At 63.7% G+C, this 23,626-nt stretch carries 20 protein-coding genes; 7 read left to right on the top strand and 13 right to left on the bottom strand.

Going from position 1 to position 23,626, the window contains the following annotated elements; genetic code table 11:
- Positions 1-23: 23 nt before the first annotated feature.
- The 12 genes from H3H55_RS19965 to H3H55_RS19910 form a co-directional block, all read right to left on the bottom strand.
- Positions 24-641 (bottom strand): TetR/AcrR family transcriptional regulator, encoded by a 618-nt coding sequence (locus H3H55_RS19965; protein ID WP_193099893.1) that lies wholly within the window; start codon positions 639-641, stop codon positions 24-26.
- Positions 642-847: 206 nt separating this feature from the next.
- On the bottom strand, positions 848-2,503 hold the full coding sequence (locus H3H55_RS19960) for an APC family permease (protein ID WP_193099892.1): 1,656 nt from the start codon (positions 2,501-2,503) through the stop codon (positions 848-850).
- 168 nt (positions 2,504-2,671) lie between these two features.
- On the bottom strand, positions 2,672-3,535 hold the full coding sequence (locus tag H3H55_RS19955; protein ID WP_193099891.1) for a glycine betaine ABC transporter substrate-binding protein: 864 nt from the start codon (positions 3,533-3,535) through the stop codon (positions 2,672-2,674).
- Between the two features lie 133 nt (positions 3,536-3,668).
- The gene (locus H3H55_RS19950) at positions 3,669-4,817 is read right to left on the bottom strand and encodes a hybrid-cluster NAD(P)-dependent oxidoreductase (RefSeq protein ID WP_193099890.1); all 1,149 of its coding nucleotides are present in this window, start codon (positions 4,815-4,817) and stop codon (positions 3,669-3,671) included.
- A gap of 29 nt (positions 4,818-4,846) precedes the next feature.
- Positions 4,847-6,088: an aromatic ring-hydroxylating oxygenase subunit alpha gene (locus H3H55_RS19945; protein ID WP_193099889.1), complete on the bottom strand. Its 1,242-nt coding sequence runs from the start codon at positions 6,086-6,088 to the stop codon at positions 4,847-4,849.
- 52 nt (positions 6,089-6,140) lie between these two features.
- A complete protein-coding gene (locus tag H3H55_RS19940; RefSeq protein ID WP_193099888.1) occupies positions 6,141-6,926 on the bottom strand; it encodes an electron transfer flavoprotein subunit beta/FixA family protein in 786 nt (261 codons plus the stop codon).
- Positions 6,923-8,092, bottom strand: a complete 1,170-nt coding sequence (locus H3H55_RS19935; protein ID WP_193099887.1) for an electron transfer flavoprotein subunit alpha/FixB family protein — start codon at positions 8,090-8,092, stop codon at positions 6,923-6,925. Before H3H55_RS19935 ends, H3H55_RS19940 begins: the two co-directional genes overlap by 4 nt.
- Positions 8,093-8,100: 8 nt before the next feature.
- A complete protein-coding gene (locus tag H3H55_RS19930; protein WP_193099886.1) occupies positions 8,101-10,026 on the bottom strand; it encodes a (Fe-S)-binding protein in 1,926 nt (641 codons plus the stop codon).
- Between the two features lie 2 nt (positions 10,027-10,028).
- Positions 10,029-12,092, bottom strand: a complete 2,064-nt coding sequence (locus H3H55_RS19925) for an NADH:flavin oxidoreductase (RefSeq protein WP_193099885.1) — start codon at positions 12,090-12,092, stop codon at positions 10,029-10,031.
- Between the two features lie 76 nt (positions 12,093-12,168).
- Positions 12,169-12,702: a DUF5943 domain-containing protein gene (locus H3H55_RS19920; RefSeq protein WP_048243292.1), complete on the bottom strand. Its 534-nt coding sequence runs from the start codon at positions 12,700-12,702 to the stop codon at positions 12,169-12,171.
- Between the two features lie 139 nt (positions 12,703-12,841).
- Positions 12,842-13,813 (bottom strand): dipeptidase, encoded by a 972-nt coding sequence (locus tag H3H55_RS19915; RefSeq protein WP_129515643.1) that lies wholly within the window; start codon positions 13,811-13,813, stop codon positions 12,842-12,844.
- A 42-nt stretch (positions 13,814-13,855) separates the two neighbouring features.
- Entirely contained in the window at positions 13,856-15,130 is a 1,275-nt protein-coding gene (locus H3H55_RS19910; protein WP_048243288.1) for a serine hydroxymethyltransferase, read from the bottom strand.
- A gap of 445 nt (positions 15,131-15,575) precedes the next feature.
- Here H3H55_RS19910 and H3H55_RS19905 point away from each other — a divergent pair, with 445 nt between their 5' ends.
- The 6 genes from H3H55_RS19905 to H3H55_RS19880 all read left to right on the top strand — a co-directional run bounded on the left by H3H55_RS19905 (position 15,576) and on the right by H3H55_RS19880 (position 20,220).
- Entirely contained in the window at positions 15,576-16,601 is a 1,026-nt protein-coding gene (locus H3H55_RS19905) for a GlxA family transcriptional regulator (RefSeq protein WP_193099884.1), read from the top strand.
- A gap of 687 nt (positions 16,602-17,288) precedes the next feature.
- Complete coding sequence (locus H3H55_RS19900) at positions 17,289-17,972, top strand: hypothetical protein (protein WP_193099883.1); 684 nt, start codon at positions 17,289-17,291, stop codon at positions 17,970-17,972.
- Between the two features lie 10 nt (positions 17,973-17,982).
- Positions 17,983-18,534, top strand: coding sequence for a PAAR domain-containing protein (locus H3H55_RS19895; RefSeq protein WP_193099882.1), 552 nt, complete (start codon positions 17,983-17,985; stop codon positions 18,532-18,534).
- Positions 18,521-19,195: a M35 family metallo-endopeptidase gene (locus H3H55_RS19890; protein WP_193099881.1), complete on the top strand. Its 675-nt coding sequence runs from the start codon at positions 18,521-18,523 to the stop codon at positions 19,193-19,195. Before H3H55_RS19895 ends, H3H55_RS19890 begins: the two co-directional genes overlap by 14 nt.
- Positions 19,195-19,683, top strand: coding sequence for a hypothetical protein (locus H3H55_RS19885; RefSeq protein ID WP_193099880.1), 489 nt, complete (start codon positions 19,195-19,197; stop codon positions 19,681-19,683). Before H3H55_RS19890 ends, H3H55_RS19885 begins: the two co-directional genes overlap by 1 nt.
- Positions 19,684-19,704: 21 nt before the next feature.
- Positions 19,705-20,220: a hypothetical protein gene (locus H3H55_RS19880; protein WP_319022305.1), complete on the top strand. Its 516-nt coding sequence runs from the start codon at positions 19,705-19,707 to the stop codon at positions 20,218-20,220.
- Between the two features lie 233 nt (positions 20,221-20,453).
- Here the strand turns inward: H3H55_RS19880 and H3H55_RS19875 are convergent, their stop codons facing one another.
- Positions 20,454-21,866, bottom strand: a complete 1,413-nt coding sequence (locus tag H3H55_RS19875) for a discoidin domain-containing protein (protein WP_193099879.1) — start codon at positions 21,864-21,866, stop codon at positions 20,454-20,456.
- 266 nt (positions 21,867-22,132) lie between these two features.
- Between H3H55_RS19875 and H3H55_RS19870 the strand changes: the two genes are divergently transcribed.
- Positions 22,133-23,554: a PLP-dependent aminotransferase family protein gene (locus H3H55_RS19870; protein ID WP_193099878.1), complete on the top strand. Its 1,422-nt coding sequence runs from the start codon at positions 22,133-22,135 to the stop codon at positions 23,552-23,554.
- The last annotated feature ends 72 nt before the right edge of the window (positions 23,555-23,626 follow it).

Below are 23,626 nucleotides of genomic sequence, written 5' to 3'. Positions count from 1 at the left end.
CATTCTCAAAATAATCAAAAAAATCAGGTCAGAGCCCGCACCGCGATATCGACGATCGATGTCAGCTCCGCCTCCGACGCACTCGACTTGCCCAGCACGCGCATGCCCTGGATCAGGCAAAGCAGGAACCGGCCGACGTCTTCCGGATCGAGGTTCCGATCGAAGTCGCCCGACTGCTGGCCGCGCGCCACGGCGAGGCTCAGTTGCGTGGCGATGCGCAGCAGCGTCGATTCGATGTGCGGGCGCAGTTCGTCGTCGCCGGGCAGCAGTTCGATGGCCGCATTTGTGATGAAACAGCCGCGACGCTCCGACAGGCGCGCACCGACCTTCGTATAGTGCATCAGCGCCTCCCTGAGCGTCTGCCGCGGCTGAAGGTCCGCCGCGAGACGCTCCTTGAGCCGTGCCACCGCGCCTTCCGCATAACGGTCGAACGCGGCGACCAGCAACCCGTGCTTGTCGCCGAACGTCCGATACAGGCTGCCGCGAAACACGCCGGTCGCGTCGCACAATGCGTCGATCGACGTCGCGTGATACCCCTGCTCCCAGAACACGCGCGCAGCGGCGTCGATCACCTCGTCGGTGTCGAATTCGCGTGGTCGCCCCCTGTCGCGGGAGCCGGAAGGAGTCGGGATCGGGCTCATGAGAACGGATATTAGAACCGATCATTCTCAAAATCAAGCGACTTCGATTGCGTGAATACACCGCCCATGCCGGCAACGCTGCCGGCCCTGAACGACAAAAGCCCGACCGCTTGCAAGCCGGTCGGGCTTCGTTGCCTGCCGCGAGATCGATCGCAGCGCCCGGGTGCGGTTTCCGGACGCTGCGCGCCGTTACACGGACAGACGCATCACTTCACCCACGCGAAGTAATACGACAACCAGATCGTCAGCCCCGCGCCGATCAGCGCTGCATAAGGCATCAGGTTCAGCCACATCGCGCGCTTCGGCACTTCGAGCTCCATGTCGCGCTGCATCTGCGCGGGGAACCGGCCGCGATCCTGCCAGTAGTGACGATAGAGAAACACCGGCACGATCAGCAGCATCGCGATCAGTCCGTTGCGCAGCGTGCCGTCGCCCTGCAGGTTCGCGCCCGCGCCAACATAAACGAGGTTCGCATAACCGCAGATCGCGCCGCCGACGAGCAGCCAGGTCGGGCAGCGGAACGGCCGATCCCAGTTGCCGCGATCCATCCGGTGGATCCAGCCCGACTGAAGATTCAGGAATACGAACAACATGTAGCAGACGTTCGAGATCGACAGCACCGTCATGTAGTCCGACATCATCAGCAACACGAGGTTGAAGCCGAGATCGGTCCACATCGCGCGCGTGGGCGAGCCGTGCTCGTTCACGTGCGACAGGTACTTCGGCAGCCAGCCGTCGACGGAAGCCTGATACAGCGTGCGCGACGAGCCCATCATCGACGTCATCACGATCAGCAGGATCGACAGCATCAGCATCACGACGACCGCATTCGCGACCCATGCGCCGCCACCGACGATCTTCGCCATCGCGGCCGCCACGCCGGTGCCGTCGCCGATCGACGGATCGAGCATCGCCTGCGTGCCGAGCGCGCCCTGGAACGCCAGCGGCACGAGCGTCATCACGACGAGACACAATGCACCCGACCAGAAGATCGCCTTCGCGGTGTCGCGGCGCGGATCGCGGAATTCGCGCGTGTAGCACACGGCCGTTTCGAAGCCGTACGACGCCCAGCCGGCCATGAACATCGCACCGAGCGCCATCGTGACGCCTTGCCCGTTCCACGAGCCGAACGTCGCGGCCGTGAGGTTGCCGTGCGCGTCGTGACCGAGCGGCAGCAGCGGGAGCAGGTTCGACATCGGCACGTCGCCGGTGACGAACGGCACGATGCCGACGATCAACAGCGGCGTGAGCGACGCGATGCCGAGAATGCGCTGCGTGCGCGCAGCCTTCGATGCACCGCTGTGTTGAAGCTTGAACGTGATGAGAAGCAGGATCGTCGCGATGATGAACGTCGCGTTGATCCGCAGGGACAGACCCGGCTTGATGAATCCGAGATCCGCAACCTTGAGCTGCCAGTGCAGCACCGCCGCGTTGGCGGGAAAGAGACTCGTGAGCGCATAACTCGCCGCGAGGCCGCAGCCGAGCGCGAGCATCGGCGACCACGCGAGCCAGTTGCACCACACGGACACCGGGGCAATCAGCTTGCTGTAACGGACCCAGCCGATCGCGCCATACACCGACGCGCCGCCCGATTTATGGGGAAATAGCCCCGATATTTCCGCATAAGTCGCGCTTTGAATCAGCCCCATCGTGATCGCGGCGATCCAGATCGCCCACGCGGGCTGGCCGATCGTCGCGCATACGCCGCCGATCGTGAACAGCACGCCTGCCGGCACGCCGCTCGTTACCCAGAATGCGTCTTTCCAAGTCAGGCCACGATGCAGCGTGTGGCCCGTCGAATCATGTGAGATGGTTGCCTCAACATCACTGGTGCGGTTCGCACGCAGTCCTGCCTGACTCATCCAATTCCTCCTGTGATGACTCCGCACAAGAGGCGCAGTGTAACAACCTTTGCGCTTTCTTGCACAATCATCAAAAAAATTCCGGGATATGGATGGATAGTTTCCAATTTCATTAGGAATCCTGCCAGCCATCCCCGGACTGCTTGTTTTAGGGATTCTTGTGACGACTTACTGCGTGCCTTCCGTCCACGCATTCACGCGGTCTGCATGGGCCGCAATCCACGCATCGGCGGCCGCTTCCGGCTTCGAACCGTTCTGGATCGCCAGCATCACGCTGTCGATTTCACCCGGCTTCCACTGGAATTTTTTCAGGAACGCGGCGACCGGCTTGGCCTTCGTTTCAAGCGACGGATTCGCGACGCTGTCGACGTGCTCGGCGCCGCCGAACACCTTCTTCGGATCCTCGAGGAAGCGCAGCTTCCACTTCGCGAACATCCAGTGCGGTGCCCAGCCGGTCACGATGACGGGTTTGTTCGCATTGACCGAACGCGACAGCTCGGCCGTCATCGCGCTGCCCGAACTCGGCATCAGCGTGTAGTTCAGTCCGTAGCTCTTGATCGCTTCGTCGGTCTTGCGCATCACACCTGCACCCGCGTCGATGCCGACGATCCGGCCGCCGAAATTGGCCTTCTCCGCGTTCAGGTCGTCGATGCTCTTCGCCTTCACATACGTGGGCACGATCAGGCCGATCTTCGCATCCGGGAAATTCGCGCCGAGGTCGACGACCTTGGCCTTGTACTCGTCCCAGTACGAGCCGTGCGTCACCGGCAGCCACGCGGACAACGTCGCATCGAGATCGCCGCGCGCGACACCCTGCCACATGATCCCGGCCGCGACCGGCACGAGCTGCACCTGGTAACCGAGCTTCTTCTCGATCACACGGGCCGCGACGTTCGTCGTCGCGACGCTGTCGTCCCAGCCTTCGACGTAGCCGATCTTCAGCGTCGGTTTCGTATCGGCGAGCGCCGACGCGCTCAGTGCCACCATTGCCGACAGCGCGCCGGTCCACAACAATTTTCCGAACAGCTTCATGGTCGATCTCCTTGATGTGCGCCTGCGCGCGTTGTCTCTCTAGGTTCTTCAACCACAAATCCGCGGTATCGTTGTTTTCCGACGGATGCTTGTCCGGACACGACGCGTCCGGACAGCCGATGGCGTGTTGCGACTACTTGTCGATCACGAGGTCGGACAGCGGCTTGCTGCAGCACAGCAGCACCATGCCCTGATCGATCTCGCGCTGGCGGATGCCGCCGTTGTGCTTCATCTCGACCTGCCCCGACACGAGCTTCACCTTGCAGGTGCCGCACATGCCCTGCGTGCACGATGCCGGCAGCCGCACGCCCGACTGGCGTGCCGCGTCGAGCACGTGCTGCGCCGAGCCGCACACGATCTCGCGGTTGCTCTTCGCGAAGCTGACTGTGAACTGCTTGGTCGTGGCGTCGCCGTCTTCGGCCGGCGGTGCGAGATCGGCGAGCAATTCGTCGCTCGCGGTCTGCGCGAGCGTCTCGAACGAGAAGCTCTCCTCGTGATACTGCTTGCGATCGAAACCGGCTTCGTCGAGCAGGTCGCGCACCGCCTTCATGTACGGCGCGGGGCCGCACGTGAAGATCTCGCGTTCCATGAAATCCGGCGCGATCAGCTTCAGCAGCGGCAGCGTCAGGAAGCCCGTGACGCCCGGCCAGTTGGTGCGCGCGCCCAGGCGTTCGACGACGAACGACGTGCGGAAATTCGTGTGATTCGACGCGATCAGGTCGAGCTCGCGCGCGAAGATGATGTCGTCCGGCGTACGCGCGCTGTGCACGAACAGGATGTCGCGATCCTCGGCGAGATCATGGTGTGCGCGGCTCATCGACATCAGCGGCGTGACGCCCGAGCCGGCCGACAGGAACAGGTACTTGCGCGCCGGATGCCGTGCACACGTGAATTCGCCGGCCGGACCGAGCACGCGCACCGGCGCGCCCGGCTGCAGGTTGTCGTGCAGCCAGTTCGACACCTTGCCGCCCGGCACTCGCTTGACCGTGATCGACACCGTGTGCGGCCGCGCGGGCGACGACGAGATCGTGTAGCAGCGGTTGATCGTCTCGCCGTCGATGTCGAGCTCGAGCGTGAGGAACTGCCCGGGCTCGAACGAGAACGAGCGGCCTTGCGGCGAACGGAAGAAGAAGCTCTTCACGTCCTGCGTTTCCTGCCGCACGTGGCAGCACACCAGCGTTTCCTCGACGTCGCTCGTCCAGCGCTCGGGAAGGGCGTTCCAGAACGCCGGGCGCGTCACCCGGCTGTCCGTCGGCTCGAAATTGGCCGCATCTCGCATCATGTCTTGCTCCGCTTGTCTGCTGCTATGTGCTATTCGCCGGTTTTTTCGGCGAGCCGACCGATGTACCAGGCCGAGAATTTTTCGACGAGACCTTCCGTGAACGGCGAATACGGGCCCGGCTCGTACGCGCTGCTGTTCGCGCCGCGCTGCGAGAATTCGACGAGCGCACGATCCTGGTCGTTGGTCGCATTCCACACGGCCGTGAGGTTCTTCACGTCGTAGTCGATGCCTTCCTTCGCATCCTTGTGCACGAGCCACTTCGTGCGCACGAGCGTCTTGCCTGCCGACAGCGGGATCACCGAGAACGTCACGATGTGATCGCTCATGAAGTGGTGCCACGAGTTCGGCTGCGTCCAGAACGACAGCCCGCCGAGGTCGGCCTTGTCGAACCCGCCGAGCAGCTTCTTCGATGCGACCTTCGCATCGAGCGTCTGCGATTCGCCGTGGCGATCGAGCGGCAGGCGCTGCGTGCGGAAACCCGTCACGTCGAGCAGCTTTTCGATCTCCGCGGACGGCAGGCCCATCTCGGCCCACTCCTTGCCGCGCCGCACGCACGTCTCGGCGAACGCATCCATGCCTTCGGCGTTGGCGTCGGAACGCTGGTAGCCGAAGCCGTATTCGTACAGCGAGATCGTCAGCTCCGGATGGTTCGCGACGCAGTGATAGCACTCGCGGTTGTTCTCCATCGTGAGCTTCCAGTTGCCTTCCTCGATGAGGTCGATCTGCGCGGCGATCTTCGTGCTCGGCAGGTCGTGCGGCAACAGGTACGGCTCCATCTCGGCGCGCATCTTCGCGAAGTCGACCGGCGGCTCGTCGGCGAGGCAGATGAAGATCAGGCCCGCGAGGTTCTCGACGTGCACCGACTTCAGGCTGTGCTTGCAGCGGTCGAACTTCTCGCCCATGTGCTCGGCGAACATCAGCTGGCCCGTCAGGTTGTAGGTCCAGCTGTGGTACGGGCACACGATGTTGCCGACCGAACCTTTATCCTCGTTGCACAGGCGCGCGCCGCGGTGACGGCACACGTTGTGGAACGCGCGGATCGCCATGTCGTCGTCACGCACGATCAGGATCGAATCGCTCCCCAGTTCCACGGTCACGTAGTCGCCCGGCTCGGGAATGTCCGGCTCGACCGCCACCTGGATCCAGTGCTGGCGGAAAATCGCCTCCATGTCGAGCGCGAAGATGTCCTCGCTCGTGTAGAACGGCGCATCGAGGCTGTGCCCTTCCTTGCGCCGCTCGATCAATGCACGAATGTCTGCCGATACTTTCATCGTTTGCTCCGGATTCCTTGCATCCCTGGGTTCTTGCCGACAGGCATCAAAATCAGTAGTCGATGAGCTGATGCTCGCGCAAATACGCGAGTATCACTTGTGCTTTTTCGACCGAACTCCCTTCATTTACGACGTTGCCGCCACGGCTTTCGGTCGTCGTCGCGGACAGCATCCGGGCATGCCCGGAGCGCTTCTCGGCGGCGACCAGCTTTACGGGTTTACGCTCGACCGGACCGACCTGCCACGCGGCCGCGTCGGCGTCCGCGCCGGGCGCCGCGAGCGCCGGCCGGATCGCGCCGGCGCGCAGCCTTGCATACGCGTAGCGCGGCTCGGCATTGGCCAGCGGATGGACGGCGACGACGGCCGGCAGCGCCGCATCGACGCGCCGCCGCAAGCCTTTCGGCAAAAATTGCCGGACCGCCGCGCGGCCGCCTTCGACCGTCACGTCGACCGCCGAGCCGACGAGCGGATAACCGAGCGCGGCGGCGATGCGATACGGCAGCATCCCGGTGTCGTACGCGCCCTCGGCGCGCGTGCCGGTCAGCACGAGGTCGTAGCCTTCGACGCGTGCGGCAAGCGCGTGCACCGCATCGTCGTCGTCGCGGCAGGCGAGCACTTCGACGTCCTGCGCACCGAGCGCGAGATATTCGGCAAGTGCCGCATTCGCGGGGTCGCCCGCATGGATCACGTCGAGCCGCGCGCGATGCCGTTCGGCGAGCTGGCGGCCGGTTTCAAGCGCGGCCGCATCGTTGCGGCTGTAGCGCGCGACGCCGCTGACCGGATGCCGGCCGACGGACACGAGCACCGCGATGCGTTGCAACTGGCGGGGGGCGTTCATGCGGCAACTCCTTCCGGTTCACGGGTGCCGACCGCGGCCGGCGATTCGCCGCGCGCGGCACGCGCGGCCTGCACCTGTTCGATCAGCGCGGTGATGGTCGCCTGCGCGTCGCCGACCACGGTCAGGTTCGCGCGCTTCGCGATCGGCGCGCTGCCGTCGAGGTTCACCGCGATCACATGACGGCAGTCCTTGATCCCCTGCAGGTGCTGCACCGCGCCCGAGATGCCGAACGCGATATACACGCTCGCCTCGACCGTCTTGCCGGTGGCACCGACCTGCTTGTCGCGCGTGAAGTGGCCGTTGTCGACCGCGACGCGGCTCGCGCCGATCGCCGCGCCGAATGCGCCGGCCAGCCGCTCGAACGCGCCGATGTCGGACACGCCGTTGCCGGCCGACACGATGAAATCCGCTTCCTCGAGCGCGACCTGGGCCGCATCGATTTCGTCGAGGCCGAGATCGCGATACGGCTGCGCGGCATCGCCCGCCGGGCGGATGAAGTCGGCGGCCAGGCGTTCGCCCGCGCCGACGAACGGCAGCTTCGCGTCGACCGCGTTCTGCGCGAGCAGGATCACGTCGGGCAGCCCGCGCGTCGCGAACGCACGGCCGGCGTGTGCATACGCGCCGACATGCTTCGCGTCGATCTCGACGACGTTCGTCGCGACGCTCGCACCGGCGGCCGCCGCGTAGCGCCGGCCGAGATCGCCGTCGCCCGTCGCGTTGTCGGGCACGAACACATGCTTCGGCGCGAGTGCCGCCACACACGCCTGCAATGCTTGCAACTCGCTTTCGGGATCGAATGCGCGGCGATCGAAGCCGGCGAGTTCAACCAGCTTGTCGACGCCGAGTTCGGCCACGTCGTCCTTCAGTTCGCCGAACGCGAGCAGCGCGACTTCGGTTTGCGCGTCGGCAAGCAGCGCGGCGGCGGCGATCGCCTGCCGCGTGTGATCGTCGAGCGCACCGCGTTCGCCGTGCGCGACCACCAGCATCACGTGCTTCGGGTCCTGCACCGCGCGGCGCGGCTTCGCGGCCACGGCGCCATGACCGTGCGCGGACCAATGCGCGGCGTTCGCGTCGGCGCTGCCCTCCTCGCCGAGCGTGATGCGCTTCAGGCCCGCGGCCGTGATGACGAACGGCCGGCGCGGATCGATTCGTTTGATCGTATTCATCGATTCACTCACTCCAGCGACGCAGCAACGAGTTCGGCCACATCGAGCACGTCGGGGCGCGGGCCCACGACGCCTTCGAGCATCGCCGTGCAGTTCGGGCACGCAACCGCGACCACGTCCGCGCCGATCGTGCGGGCGTCGGCGATGCGGATGTCGGGAATGCGCTGCTTGCCGGGGATGTCGGTGAGCGGCGCACCGCCACCGCCGCCGCAGCAGCGGCCACGCATGCCGTTGCGTTCCATCTCGACGACCTGGATGCCGATCGTCTTCAGCAGCTTGCGCGGCGCTTCCGTCTCGCCGTTGTAGCGGCCGAGGTAACACGGGTCGTGATACGTGGTGCGCTTCTCGCGCAGCGCGTCGACGGCCTTCGGCGCGATCTTGCCGCTCTCGGCCAGTTCCGCGAGGTAGGTCGTATGGTGCTTGACCGTCACGCGCAGCCCGAGCGCACGGTATTCGTTGCGCAGGCTGTGCATCACGTGCGGGTCGGCCGTCACGATCTGCTGATACGACAGCGTGCCGAGCGTGCCGATCAGGCGCTTCGCCATCTGCTGGAACGTCGCTTCGTCGCCGAGCCGGCGCGCAACGTCGCCCGTGTCGGTCTCGGTCGAGCCGAGCACCGCGTAGTCGACGCCGGCCTTGTTCAGCACGCTGACGAACGCGCGCAGCGTGCGCTGGTAACGCATGTCGAACGCGCCTTCGCCCGCGACGAACAGCACGTCGACCGGCTTGCCGGGCTGCGCGACGGGCGCGCTCAGGTCGACCGACCAGTCGTAGCGCGCGGCCGTGTCGTAGCCGCCCATCGTGCCGGTTTCACGCAGGTTCGCGAGCACTTCCTGGCCCTTGCCGGGCACCGTGCCGTGCACGAGCGTGCGGTTGCGGCGCATGTCGACGATCGCGTCGACGTGCTCGATCAGCATCGGGCATTCCTGCACGCAGGCGCGGCAGGTCGTGCACGACCACAGCGTCTGTTCCTCGATCAGGCCCGACACGATCGGGCCGTTCGGCTCGCCGCGATGCTGGCCGACCGCGAGGCCCGGCGACGGGCTGCCTGCGTACGCCGCATCGGTACCGCCTGCCATCCCGACGACGAGATCCTGGATCAGCTTCTTCGGGTTCAGCGGCTGGCCCGACGCGAACGCGGGGCACGCGGCTTCGCACTTGCCGCACTGCACGCATGCATCGAAGCTCAGCAGCTGGTTCCAGCGGAATTCGACCGGCTTCGCGACGCCGTAGTCCTGCTGCTCGAGGTCCGGCAGCTTCAGCGCGGTCGGCGGCGTGGCCGTGCCGTTGCCGGTGAACGATTCGCGCGTTGCCGCGAAACGCTCCTGGCGCGGGTGGAATGCGAGGTGCAGCAGGCCGGCGATCGCATGCTTCATCGGGCCGCCCTTCGCGGCGCCGACCGTCATCGTGAACGCGCCGACGCCGATCAGCAGCGCGCAGAGCACCGCGAACGCACCCGACATCGCGCCGGTGGGCACCAGCATGAACAGCACGAGGCCGAGCGCGAACGAGCCGAGCAGCCAGGGCAGCGTATTCCACGGGCCGCGCGACAGGCGAGCCGGCACGTCCTTCGCCGCGCGCCGGCGCCACACGAACACCGCGCCGACCAGCATCGCGAGCGCCGCGAGGAAAATCAGCTTGTCGAGCCACGGCGAGTAGATCGCGAGGCCATAGTTGACGAACACCAGCGCGAGCGCGCCGATCGCGCCGCCGGCCGTCGCGACGTGGGTCTTCGCGATGTACGGATCGCGCGCGACCACATGGTGCAGGTCGACGAAGTAACGCTTCGGAATCGCGAACAGGTTCGCGATGCCGAACGAGCCGGGCGCCGTGGCCCGGCCGAGGCGCCAGTAGGACGAGCGCTTCGCGACCGCGAACGCGAGCCCCGCCACCGACAGCCACAACAGTGCGGTAATGAGGAAGGACGGATTCATCTTCAGAAATCCTTCACGAGACGCAGCGAGTCGTAGATCGCGCCGTGGACGTTGTGCATCGAGATGCAGTCGCCGACACGGAACAGCAGGAAGCGGCCGTTGCCGAGTTCTTCCGACAGGCACGGCTGCGGCTCGGCCGCGAACAGCGTGTGCGGATCGATCTGGCCGCGATTGAGCGATTCCGGCTTGAGCTTCCAGTACAGTTCGTCGTTCGGCGACGAGCCGTTCTCGATCACCACCTGATCGACGGCACGCTCTTCCAGTTCCTCGGTGTATTCGTTGCGCAGCACGGCGATCGTCTTGCCGTCTTCTTCATAGACGCGGTCGAGCATCGTGTTCGGCGTCGGGATCACGCCGAACGCGTACAGGCGACGATAGAAGATCGGGAACGTCGTGCCGCCGCAATCGTCGGCCACCTTCACGTCCGGCGTGACGACCTCAACCTTCGAGCCGCGGCTCGCCATGAAGTCGGCCACACCCGCGCCCGCATGGGTGCTCACGCCGTCGAACAGCAGCACGTTCTGCTTCGGCTCGACCTTGCCGGTCAGGATGTCCCACGAGCTGACGGCCAGGCCGTCGGCCACGCCCCAGCCCGGCACCTGCCACGTGAAGCTCGAGCCGCCCGTCGCGAGCACGACGATGTCCGGCTTCTCGGCCATGATCATCTTCTCGTCGGCGGCCACGCCGAGACGGCGGTCGACGCCCAGACGCTTGGTTTCCATGTCGAACCAGCGGATGATCCCCGACATCTGTTCGCGCTGCGGCGCCTTCGCGGCGATCATCACCTGACCGCCCACTTCCGCGTTCTTCTCGAACAGCACCACGTCGTGGCCGCGCAGCTTCGCGACACGCGCCGCCTCGAGGCCCGCCGGACCCGCGCCCACCACCACGACCTTGCGCTTCGGGCCACGCGACTTCTCGATGATGTGCGGCATCGTCGCTTCGCGCGACGTGGCCGCGTTCTGGATGCACAGCACGTCGAGGCCGTTGTACTGGCGGTCGATGCAGTAGTTCGCGCCGACGCACTGCTTGATTTCGTCCTCGCGGCCGTCGCGGATCTTGATCACCATGTGCGGATCGGCGATCTGCGCACGCGTCATGCCGACCAGGTCGATCATGCCGTTGGCGAGCAGACGCTCGGCCTGGCCCGCGTCGCGGATGCTCTGCGCGTGCATCACCGGAATCTTCACGACCGACTTGATGCCGGCCGCGAGATGCACGAACGGCTCAGGCGGCAACGCCATCGGCGGCATGCAGTTCGCGATCGTGTTGTGCGTATCGCCGCCCGAGCCGACCACGCTCAGGTAGTCGATCAGGCCCGTCTCCGACATCGCCTGCGCGATTTCCTTCAGCGCTTCGTGGTCGAGGCCGTCCTCGTGGAATTCGTCGCCGCACATGCGCAGGCCGACGCAGAAATCCTTGCCCACCGCTTCGCGCACCGCCGTCAGCACCTCGATGCCGAAACGCAGGCGGTTCTCCAGGCTGCCGCCCCATTCGTCGGTGCGATGGTTCGAACGCTGGCTCCAGAACTGGTCGATCAGGTGCTGGTGGGCCGCCGAGATTTCGATACCGTCCATGCCGGCCGCCTTCACGCGCTTCGCGGCCGCCGCGAAATCGCCGATGATGCGGCGGATTTCCTCGATCTCGATGATCTTCGCGTTGCCGCGGTGCACCGGTTCGCGCACGCCCGACGGCGACATCAGGTGCGGCCAGTGCTCGCCGTGGAACGACGAGCGGCGACCCATGTGCGTCGCCTGGATCATGATCTTCGCGCCGTGCTTGTGCATCGTGTCCGCGAGCCGCGTGAGCGGATCGATGATCTTGTCGGTCGACAGGTTCACCGATTTCCACCAGCCCTGCGGGCTGTCGATCGACACCGGGCTCGACCCGCCGCAAATGGCCAGGCCGACGCCACCCTTCGCCTTTTCTTCGTAGTAGCGGATATAACGATCGCCCGGCAGGCCGCCCGGCTCGGCATACACCTCCGCGTGCGCGGTGCTGACGATCCGGTTGCGCAGCGTCAGCTGGTTCAGCTGCATGGGTTTGAACAGGTGGGGATAACGCATCGCTGGCGACCTCTGGCGTTCGAATGTCTCGTGTTGCGGGTGTTGTTTTGAATCGGTGAGTCAGTGCTTCAGTGCGTCAGTGCGCGATCGGCGACACTTCGAAGACGCAGTGGTCGTGATGCTCGGCCGCGCACTGCACTTCCTTCGATTGCGCGCGCGGCGCGCCCTTGCCTTCCGGCGTCGTGTCGTTCACCCAGTCCATCGCACCGGCGAACCAGCCCGCGAACATGTAGCAGAGCTTGCCTTCCTTGCCCGGCTGCTGGAGCACGAACGACGAGTGGCGCAGCTCGATCTTCGCGCGCGCGCTGGCCGGATCGGCCTCGATGATCGAGAACAGGCCCCAGCCGCGCTGCGACAGGCGCTTCAGGTAGTGCTCGAACACCGCCATGCCGGTCAGGCCGTGCAGCTTCGCTTCCTTGTCGCACCAGTGATACGCGGACTTGTAGCCGGCCTTGTAGAGGATCTCGGCATACGCGTCGACGCCGAGCGCTTCCTCGACGGCGACGTGGTTGTTCGTGAAGAAGTGACGCGGCACGTACAGCATCGGCAGCGCATCGGTGGTCCAGACGCCGGTATCGGGATCGACGTTGATCGGCAGTTGCGGTTGCATCGTGGTGACTCCGTGAGGAAAATTGGCCGCGCGGCGTGGGCGCAGGCACGACATCGTCCGCGTGCCCACGCGGCTTGCGCGGGCACGTCCCGGTTTTTCTAGTGTTGAACGTTGGTGGTTGTCCGGCCCGGCGTGGCGCTTACGCGCCCCACACGTCCTTGAACACGCGCACCCAGTTCTCGCCCATCAGCTTGCGAATGCGCGACTCCTTCCAGCCGGCGCGTTCCATCGCCGCGGTCAGATTCGGGAATTCGCCGATCGTGCGGATGCCGTCCGGGTTGATCACCTTGCCGAAGTTCGTCAGCTGGCGATAACGGCCCTTGTCGTGCGTCAGCATGTCGAAGAATTCCTTCGCGAAATCCTGCGTGAAATCCGTGCCGATGCCGACCGCGTCTTCGCCGATCAGGTTCACGACGTAATCGATCGCTTCGATGTAGTCGTCGATCGTCGCCTCGATCCCGCGCTTCAGGAACGGCGCGAACATCGTCACGCCGACGAAGCCGCCCGCATCGGCGATCTCCTTCAACTGGGCGTCGCTCTTGTTGCGCGGATGCTCCTTCAGCCCCGACGGCAGGCAGTGCGAATAACACACCGGCTTCTTCGAGAACGCGATCGCTTCGGACGACGTGTTGCCGCCCACATGCGACAGGTCGACCATGATGCCCACGCGGTTCATCTCGGTGATCACTTCGCGACCGAAATCCGACAGCCCGCCGTCGCGTTCGTAGCAACCGGTGCCGACCAGGTTCTGCGTGTTGTAGCAGAGCTGCACGACGCGCACGCCCATGTCGTGGAACGCCTCGATGTAGCCGAGGTTGTCCTCGAACGCGTGCGCGTTCTGGAAGCCGAGGATGACCCCGGTCTTGCCTTCCTTTTTCGCGCGGAAGATGTCGTCCGTCGTGCGCACCAGCGTCAGCAGCTCGCTGTTGTCGCGGATCTTCTTCTTCATCACGCCGATGTTGTCGACGGTCTTGGTGAAGTTCTCCCACACCGACACCGTGCAGTTCGCGGCCGTGATGCCGCCACGGCGCATGTCCTCGAACACCGGCTTCTCGAACTTCGAGATGTTCAGCCCGTCGATGATGATGCTGTCCTGATGCAGCGTGCTCATATCTGCCTCTCGCTCCAGTCTCTGCTCTTGTGTGGGGGTCGATCAGTAAATCGGGAAGCGCTCGCAGAGCGCGAAGATCTCGCGGCGCACGCGCTGTTCGGTGGCTTGATCGCCTTCCGGATTCGCACGCAGCGCGTCGAACACCTCGAGGATCAGGCGGCCGACTTCGCGGAACTCCGCGACGCCGAAGCCGCGCGTCGTGCCGGCCGGCGTGCCGAGGCGGATGCCCGACGTAACGGTCGGCTTCTCGGTGTCGAACGGAATGCCGTTCTTGTTGCAGGTAATGCCCGCGCGCTCCAGCGCCTGTTCGACCGGCGCGCCCTTCAGGCCCTTCGGGCGCAGGTCGACCAGCAGCAGGTGGTTGTCGGTGCCGCCCGTGACGAGGTCGACGCCGCCGGCCTTCAGCACTTCGCCGAGCGCCTGCGCGTTCGCCAGCACGCTGTCGATGTAGGTCTTGAAGTCCGCATGCAGCACTTCGCCGAACGCGACGGCCTTGCCGGCGATCACGTGCATCAGCGGGCCGCCCTGCAGGCCGGGGAACACGGCCGAGTTGATCTTCTTCGCGATGTCCTCGTCGTTGGTCAGCACGAAGCCGCCGCGCGGGCCGCGCAGCGTCTTGTGGGTGGTCGACGTGACGACGTGCGCGTGCTCGACCGGGTTCGCGTGGCGGCCCGCGGCGATCACGCCGGCGATGTGCGCCATGTCCACCATCAGCTTCGCGCCGACGCTGTCGGCGATCGCGCGGAAGCGTGCGAAGTCAAGCGCGCGCGGGTATGCCGAGAAGCCGGCGATGATCAGGTTCGGCTTGTGCTCGTGCGCGAGCGCCTCGACCTGGTCGTAATCGATCAGCATCGTGTCGCGGTTCACGCCGTACTGAACGGCGTTGAACCACTTGCCCGACAGCGCCGGCTTCGCGCCGTGCGTCAGGTGGCCGCCCGCGTCGAGCGACATGCCGAGCACCGTGTCGCCCGGCTTGGCCAGCGCGAGCATCACCGAGCCGTTCGCCTGCGCGCCCGAGTGCGGCTGCACGTTTGCATAACCGGCATTGAAGATCTGCTTCACACGCTCGATCGCCAGCGCCTCGACTTCGTCCGCGAATTCGCAGCCGCCGTAGTAACGCTTGCCGGGATAGCCTTCCGCGTACTTGTTGGTCAGCACCGAGCCCTGCGCCTCGAGCACGGCGCGCGACACGATGTTTTCCGACGCGATCAGCTCGACCTGCGACTGCTGACGCTCGAGTTCCTTCAGGATGGCGCTGCGCACCGGCGCGTCGCGCTCGGCAAGGGGCTGCGAGAAGAAAGGCTGGTTGTTCGACATAGTGCGTCCGTGACGAAGAATAAAGGGCTGAAACCGAAGCTCAAGGCCCGCCGTGCCTGGGTTTCCCGCTTGCCCAGTGCAAGGCTGCCGACGGCTCTATTCTTGTCGTTCGGATTTTCGGCGGATTGATGAATTTAGACGCGTTCTTTGCCTTTTCCGCCATGCGCGTCCGTTTTATACAAGTGACCGGTCGTGCTTTTCCGGTTGACCTGCAAAAACGGTGTCGGCCGTTCACCTATGGACACGCACTCCGGCAGTGCCTGTGCCGCCCGGACGGAGTGCAGCGCGGCCCGCATACGGTGCAGTGCAGCATGCGGCTTTCAGCCATACAACGTATGGAGCTAGGGTTTAGCCGTATGGCACGCTTGTTGCGCTGGCTCACACAATACCGCAGCCCGTTTCGTGCCTCGGGCCTATAGCTATTAGAGATTCCAGGAAGCTCCCCATGTCGCCCGACCGCACAGCGTCGCTGTCCCACTTCGCGTTCATGCCGTTACCGAACTTCACGATGATCGCGTTCACGAATGCGATCGAGGTGCTTCGGATGGCGAACTACCTGAGCGGCCAGCCGCTCTACCGCTGGTCGGTGATCAGCCCGGACGGCGGCCCGGTCACGGCGAGCAACGGCCTCACGGTCGACACGGGCCCGGCCGAATGCGTCGGGCAGCCCGACATCGTGTTCGTGTGCGGCGGCGTCGACGTGCAGCGCGCGACCACGCCCTCCCATCTGTCGGCACTGCGCCGCTTCGCGCGCGCGGGCATCCCGCTCGGCAGCCTGTGCACGGGCACCTATGCGCTCGCGAAGTCGGGGCTGCTCGCGGGCTACGCATGCGCGATCCACTGGGAGAACATGTCGGCGCTGAAGGAAGAGTTTCCGGATACGCGCTTCCTGAAGGAACTGTTCGTGATCGACCGCGACCGCATCACGTGCACGGGCGGCGTCGCGCCGCTCGACATGATGCTGAACCTGATCGCCGCGCGCGTGGGCACCGCACGTGTCACGCAGATCGCCGAGCAGTTCATCGTCGAACACGTGCGCGATACGAGCGCGCAGCAACGCATGCCGCTCGTCGCACGGCTCGGCTCGGCGAACAAGTCGCTGTTCGAAGTGATTTCGCTGATGGAGAACAACATCGAGGAGCCGCTGTCGCGCGAGGAGCTTGCGCGGCTCGCGAACATGTCGCAGCGGCAATTGCAGCGTCTGTTCCGTGAACATCTCGGGATGACGCCGACGCACTACTACCTGACGCTGCGGCTGCGCCGTGCGCGCGAGTTGCTGCTGCAGACCGACATGTCGATCATGCACATCACGATGGCGTGCGGGTTCCAGTCGGCATGCCACTTCAGCAAGAGCTATCGCGACTCGTTCGGCGTTGCGCCGACGAGGGAGCGGCGCAAGCAGGTCGCGCCGCTTGCGCAGGGGTCAGCCAGCGCCGCACCGGCGTTTCCGGCGCATGTGCTGCATGCGTGAAGCGCGCGCTGCGCCGTAAGGAATCCTGCGGCCTTGAATCTTGATGCCGTTCAGTTAATCAACTGAACGGCATTTTCGTTTGAGAGGAGAGGTCGTAAATGCGTGGTCGCAAACGCTACGCAGAGGCGCTCACTTTCCGCGCGATGCTTTCGAGCCACCTTACCTGACGGTATTTCGGCTGCCGGGCCGATTTCCCGCCTTCCCGCGATCAACTCGTCCTTCGTTCACAGTCCGCCTGGAGTCGCCGCATCTCATGTCCAGAGTGCAGCGCGAACCGCGGTTGAGTGCACGGGTTCACGACGCCATCACGACCGCGCTGCATACGCCGTTGTGCCGCGAATGGTTCATCGCGGCACGGCGCGCGCCCATTTCCAGGTCGTCGAGTCACCGTCGATCCATTCCGCCGCCGATGTTGAATGTCGAGCCCCCATTGCGTTTTTCCGGCGATTCAAAAATCAACTTGCAACCACTTGTTGGCAGGTAGTGCCGACAGCAGACAATCGGGTCCGAGATTGCAGCGCACTTTGACGCGCGGTTCGTAGACGTTAGTGTTCGATTGAACGCTCATCATTCTCCCCAGCATTGCCGTTCGTCAATCATTCCAATTTTCAATTGGATTCCTAACGCAAAACCGTACTCGTCCCATATACAAATCAATCGTTAACGGCGATCTTCCGTAGCTCGTCCATGCACAAGATATCCGAGCCCATGGCAGAAAATGAGCGTGCCGGTTGTCCGTATTTTCTTCACTCGTCGATCTCGCTTTACGCGATGGTGCAGCAACTACACACCACGCAAACCTGTTCGCGCGATGCAATCGATCCGATGTATAGCGGCAACATGCAGATGATCTGCACGAGCGATCCGTTCATTTGCACCTACCTTTCGCCCCTCGACGCGGTCATGGGTTCCCGAACGCTTGTAGGCGACGATGATCACTTTTGGCCGATCGATTTTCGGCAAGTCGACACGCGTCGTTTCATGGAACAGCATGGCCGACTGTTGGTCGCCGTGAACTATGCCTATGGGGCGACCGGGGACCGTCTGATCGTTTCCGATGCGGGTCATCCAGTGATGATCTACACCTTTGCATCCTTCGATGTGCCGATCGAACATCGCGCCCACTTCACGATCCGTTTCCCCGATAGCGTGGTCGAGCGCATCGAAACAGCCTATCTCCGGGCCGGACTATCCGGATTCAGCAAGACGCTCGACATGATGGATGCGTGGACGGCTGATCAGATAGCCGATGCAGAGGGGGAAGCGCTGGCAAGTATTCCGCCGACCATCGCTGTTGAAGATGCTGCGATCGATCAGTACGCGATCTATGACCCCGAGTCATCCGATTGGATCTTTACCAACTTCGATTGAGGAGACGACTATGAGCCGACGAGCAGTCAGGAACGGCGACGCGACGACAACCGGCGGTGTCGTCATCGCCGTTACGTCTACGATGTTCAATCACGGAAAACAGGTTGCTCTCGATGGCGACAAGGCGACATGCGGAAATTGCGAGGGGACGTTCTTGATAGTAGGCGGTGCGCAGCGCATGACTCACCACGGGCGATGTGTTGCTCTCGAGGGTGACGCCGTACTCTGTCCATGCGGGCAAAACCGACTGATCGCGGGTAGCGACAGCACAATTTTCTATGGGGGCGACGGCGGCCACCATGCAGCGAACCCGTTCGCCGCGCGCTCCGTGTTTGCGTCCACGCGACACGCGCCGGCATCGAGCATCCATGACGAACAATACGTGTTGCGCGATGCAGATAGCGGGCGACCGCTCGCGAATGTCCGCTATCGGATTCGCTTATCATCCGGAAAGGTATTTACCGGCAAGACAGACGCAACGGGCCATACGCAGCGCGTTATATCCGCGCATGCGGAATCGCTCAAGTTCGAGATTGCGAGGAACGGAAATGCCGAATCCTGACGACGACTACGTGTTGGTACACAACACGGCCACGACAAACACGACGCCCGGCTCTAAGGTATATGTCGACATCAACACGACGCCGATATGCCCAAACATGAGCAATGAGCAGTTCGCAGAGAGCGTTATGCGCGCACGCGACGCGGCCGTCAGGCTGATTGAAGACCGGATTGCAGCGGTAGCGCGATGGGACGCGAACGAACAAGCGCGCGCCACAATCTATTTTGGACGTGCTGACGCACAGATTCGCAGCACACTATCTTCCGGACTACCACGATTGCTTGCCGCGATGCATGATCTGGTTCCTGAAAAAATTGTTCGATGGGACAGCCGAGTTAGCAAGAATCTTACTTGCTCGGTTGTACCGGACAACGGCCGAAATCATGCAGCCGTATGCAAACCCGACTCCCATAAACGGGTCATCGCCATCTATTCTAAATTTTGCAGCGATTCGTTTGGCGAGTTGTACCATGCATCAAAAATAAAGGTTCTGATTCACGAATGTACGCACTACACCGACACATTCAATTCCGATGACGTCATCTATGGAGACACGGAAATCGGGATGCGATTATTTGCGATGCAGAACCCAGATCTCGCCATCACGAACGCGGACAGCATCACCGGCTACATTGCAACCTTTGACAAGATAGTCAAATAATGAGCAGACATTCACTAAAACCCGGCTTGCCAGCCTACCTTCTCGCGCTGTCTTCAATGCTGTCCGGCACCGCGACCGCATGTACGATAGGCGAAGAAGCCCTGGTGCAATTTCCATTCAACGAAACCACATTTTCCAATGCAGACAGAGTGACGATAGCGAGTAGCGCTATTGAGGCCAAGAAATGGCCTGATGTAAAAATTAAAGCAATCGTAATTGCCGGCGCTTATATTCACGAAAAAAACATTGAGAATCTAAAGAATGCACGTGCCGATAATACGATATCTTACCTACGACAACTTGGCATCAGCGCCGAGAATATTTTCGTCGACAAAAAGACATTTACCGATGAAATGGTGGAGAAACGACCCGACGGCACAGTCAACATTCATCAGGTAATCGTGGAATTTACACCGATATGTAAAGGTAGCTGCGCATGGATGTGTAACGATCCACGCGTTACGCCACGAAGTAAAGCCATCAATTGACGACCATGGAACGAAACGTCCGTGTATGCAAACGTTCTTATTCCAACGCTGACAGCATCGCGGGGTATGTCGTTGACATTGACTAAATTGCCAACTGCCGTCGCGCTCGCGTTGGGCTGCACACATACGGCATTCGCGTGCGATGAGCCGTCGAACTTGCCCGGCTGGGATTTTGATGTTCGATTCGACAATGATTCGAGCGACCTATCTATCACCGAACTGGCGAAGCTGTCAGTGTGGTCAGCCGATATGCGCAATCGATTTTCCATTGTCGATGTGGTTTCGGTTGTCGGTTTGGCGGAACCGACGGAAAGAGACCCAGAAGCCCTTGCTCAACGACGTGCAGCGAATGTCAAGGCCGCATTGGATCAATTTTCGGTTCGAGGCGAACGAAATTCCGCCATCGCGCGAATCTACAGATTGCCGTTTCCGGCCAGCGAGTTTGACGATACCGGGCGGCGCGTCGAGATCACGTTCGGCCCCGGGTGTCCTAATCACTGTTGCCCGAAACTAAACCCGATACCTAAGACGCACTGACGTTACACGACGCAGTTACCGGCCCGCGCAAAGCGGGCTGTCGTCTTCCTGCCGTTCCGGCGCCTTCTCACGCGTCGTTCCTCGTCCGGCCAGCCTGGCTCCCGCTATTGATGGAACACACTCATCCATTTCCCAAAACATCGCGATACCGGAATCTGCTACGTATCAGCGATCGCTGCAGCAATGGGGATCGACACTATGCCGAGACCTTGAAGACTGCGTCCGGCTCGCGCTTACGATCCCCACACCTGCATTTCGTACAACGAGTAACCCCACTGCGTCGCGCGCTGCGTGCCGAGCATCCGTACGTAACGACCGCTGCCGTTGAGATTCGGCAGCGTGACGTGGGTATATGAACCACCGTTGCTCGTCGAATAGATCGTCGTCCAGTTGGCGTTGTCGTTCGACGTCTGGATCTGATAAACGAGCGCGCCCGCATCCCAGTACAGATCGACGTGATCGATGTGCTTCACCGCGCCGAGATCCACGGAGATCCATTGCGAACCGACACCGGCGCCTTCCGGCGAATCCCAGCGCGTGCCCGTCGTGTTGCCGTCGAACGCCTTGTCGGGTGTGAACGATGCGCTGTAGCTCGCCGACGCGGCAGCCGGATGCCCTTGCGACAGCAGCGTCGGCTGCGCGGCGGCCGGGCCGCCGTAGTAGCTCGACCCGAGCTTCGCCTTCGTCGTGTCGGCATTCACGCCGAACTGCGACAGGCTCCAGCGCTGGCCGGTCGTCACGTCGCCCACGTAGAGCTGATAACCACCGGCCGTCGTCGACGAGAAGAACAGGTAGTTCGTGCCGCTCACCGGCGCCGGGTCCGAGTTGTTGCTGATGCAGTCGTTGAGTGACAACGCGTTCGGCGTCGACGCCGGGTCCGCGGTCTTCGAATAGATCTGGTCGGCCGCGCCGCTGTCCTTCCAGCGCGCGTAGAACACCATGCCGTCCGCGCGCACGATCGGGTAGTACGTCTGCAGCCCGGCCGGATGATCGAACACGGCGGTCGCGCCGGTCGCGATCGTGCGCTTCATCAGCCCCATGTTCGCACCGGTGCCGGTCGCGTAGTACACCGCGCTCGAATCCGGCGAAAGATACGGCATCGAGTATTCGGCGCCGGCCGGTGCGTTCGTCAGGCTCACGACCGACGTGAACACCGGGCCCGCGCTCGTGTACGACAGCGTGGCCTGCTTGACGTCGCCGTTCTGCTTGAACACGAGCGTCTTGCCGTCCGCACTGAACTTCGGATCCTCGTTGCGCGTGGCGCCCGTGCTGTTCGTCAGGTTGACGGGCGGCGTGCCGGCGCCGAGCTGCAGCATGAACACGTTCCATGCGCCGTTGCTGACGCCCATGAACGCGATCCACTTGCCGTCGGGGCTGAACACGCCGTTCATCGGATCGGTGATGCCCCACGTGCTCTTGCTCAACTGCGTCAGCGTATGAGCCGAGAAGTCGTAGAGGAACAACTGGCTCGTGCCGTCGCCGTAGTTGACGTAGCTGTGATAGACGAGCTTGCCGGTCAGCGATGCGGGAAACGTCGCGTTGGGCTGGGCTGCGGGGTTGCTGACGCAGGCGGCCGTGGCGGCGCCGCTGAGCAGGTTGAGGGCGAGGCCGGCCACGAGGCCCGCGATGAGGGTCTTCGATTTCACGCTGAACGATTCCGGTAAGGTAAGGACGCCGCAGACAAGGTCGCGCGCGGGACGCGCAAGGGTCACGGATCAGCCGCCGGGCAGCGTGGACTCCTTCGTAGTCAGACGTCGGGAACAAGACTTGCGAGAGGATGCCCGCGCGTCAGACAAAAGAAAAGGATCAAAGCCCGTCAAAAACATGCGGATCAGCGATTGGGGCGCAATTGCATGCGACCGGCGCCGTGCTACTCTTTTTTCAGCAAGGCCCGAGCGGCCGGAGGGCTGGCATGAAGCGATATGCGGCGCTGGCACAGACGATCGCCGAAGCGATCCGGCGCGGCGACCTTGCGGCCGGTGCGCGCATTCCCACCGTGCGCGCAGCCTGCCGTGCGTATGGCGTGAGCCCGTCCACCGTGTTTCGCGCGTACTACGCGCTCGAAAGCGAGGGTCTGATCGTCGCGCGTGCGCGGTCCGGTTATTTCGTTGCGAACCTCGAAGACAAACACGTGCGGTTCGGTCACGAGCCGCCGCGCAAACCGGCCCCCGCGCAAACCAGCGGCGACGATACGCTGCTGCGCCTGCTCGATTCGCTGAAGTGCGAGGACATCGTCCCGCTCGGCTCCGCATTCGCCAGCTATTCGCTGTTCCCGATGAGCAGCCTGTGGCGCTACATGGCATCGGCGGCCCGCAACATGGATCGCACGAAACTGCTGTCCGGCTTGCCGCCGGGTCACGACGCACTGCGTCGCCAGATCGCGTTGCGCTACCTGAACGCGGGCGCGGCGTTGCCGATGGACGAGATCGTCATCACGACCGGCGCACTCGAAGCACTGACGCTCAGCCTACAGGCACTGACGCGTCCGGGCGACATCGTCGCGATCGAGCGACCGGCGTTCCATGCGGTGTTGCAGGCCGTGCAGCGCCTGCACCTGAAGGCCGTCGAGATTCCGGTCGACCCGCGCACGGGCCTCGACCTCGACGCGCTCGCCGAGGCGCTCGACACGCATCCGGTGCGCGCCTGCTGGTTCATGACGTCGTTCCACAACCCGACCGGCGCGACGTTGACCGACGAGCGCAAGCACGCGCTGATCGATCTGCTCGCGTCGCGCGGCGTTCCGTTGATCGAGGACGACGTGTATGGCGAACTGCATTTCGGCACGGCGCCCACGCGCCCCGCCAAACTGTATGACAACAGCGGGCTCGTCCTGCATTGCGGTTCGTTCTCGAAATGCCTCGCGCCCGGGTTCCGGATCGGCTGGGTCGCGGCCGGACGCTACGTGCGGCAGATCCGGCAGGCGAAGGGCGCGAGCGCGCCGTCGGCCGACGTGCCCGCGCAGATGGCGATTTCGAGCTACTTGCGCGACGGCGGGTACGACCGCTTCCTGCGGAAACTGCGACGCAATCTCGCCGCGCACCAGGCGCAGATGCTCGCGGCGGTTCGCGCGTATTTTCCGGCCGGCACCGAAGTGTTCGCGCCGCTCGGCGGGTATTTCCTGTGGATCGAACTGCCGCCGCGCGTGGATTCGATGCACCTGTTCGGCGATGCGATGGAAAGCGGCGTCAGCATCGCGCCGGGGCCGCTGTTTTCCGCGACCGGCGGGTTCCGCCGTTACCTGCGGCTCAACTACGGGCGGCCGTGGACGCCGGCCGTCGAGCACGCGATGCAGACCATCGGGACGCTCGCGGCCCGGCAGCGGCACGACGGTTAGCACGGAACTTGCGGGGCGCGTGCACGCGGATCGCGACCGCCGACATGCGCCTTGTATTTCGCGCACCAGCGA

It is taken from the genome of Burkholderia sp. Z1 (assembly GCF_014893795.1).
GTDB lineage: Bacteria > Pseudomonadota > Gammaproteobacteria > Burkholderiales > Burkholderiaceae > Burkholderia > Burkholderia theae.
This window is presented reverse-complemented; position numbering and strand designations above follow the sequence as displayed.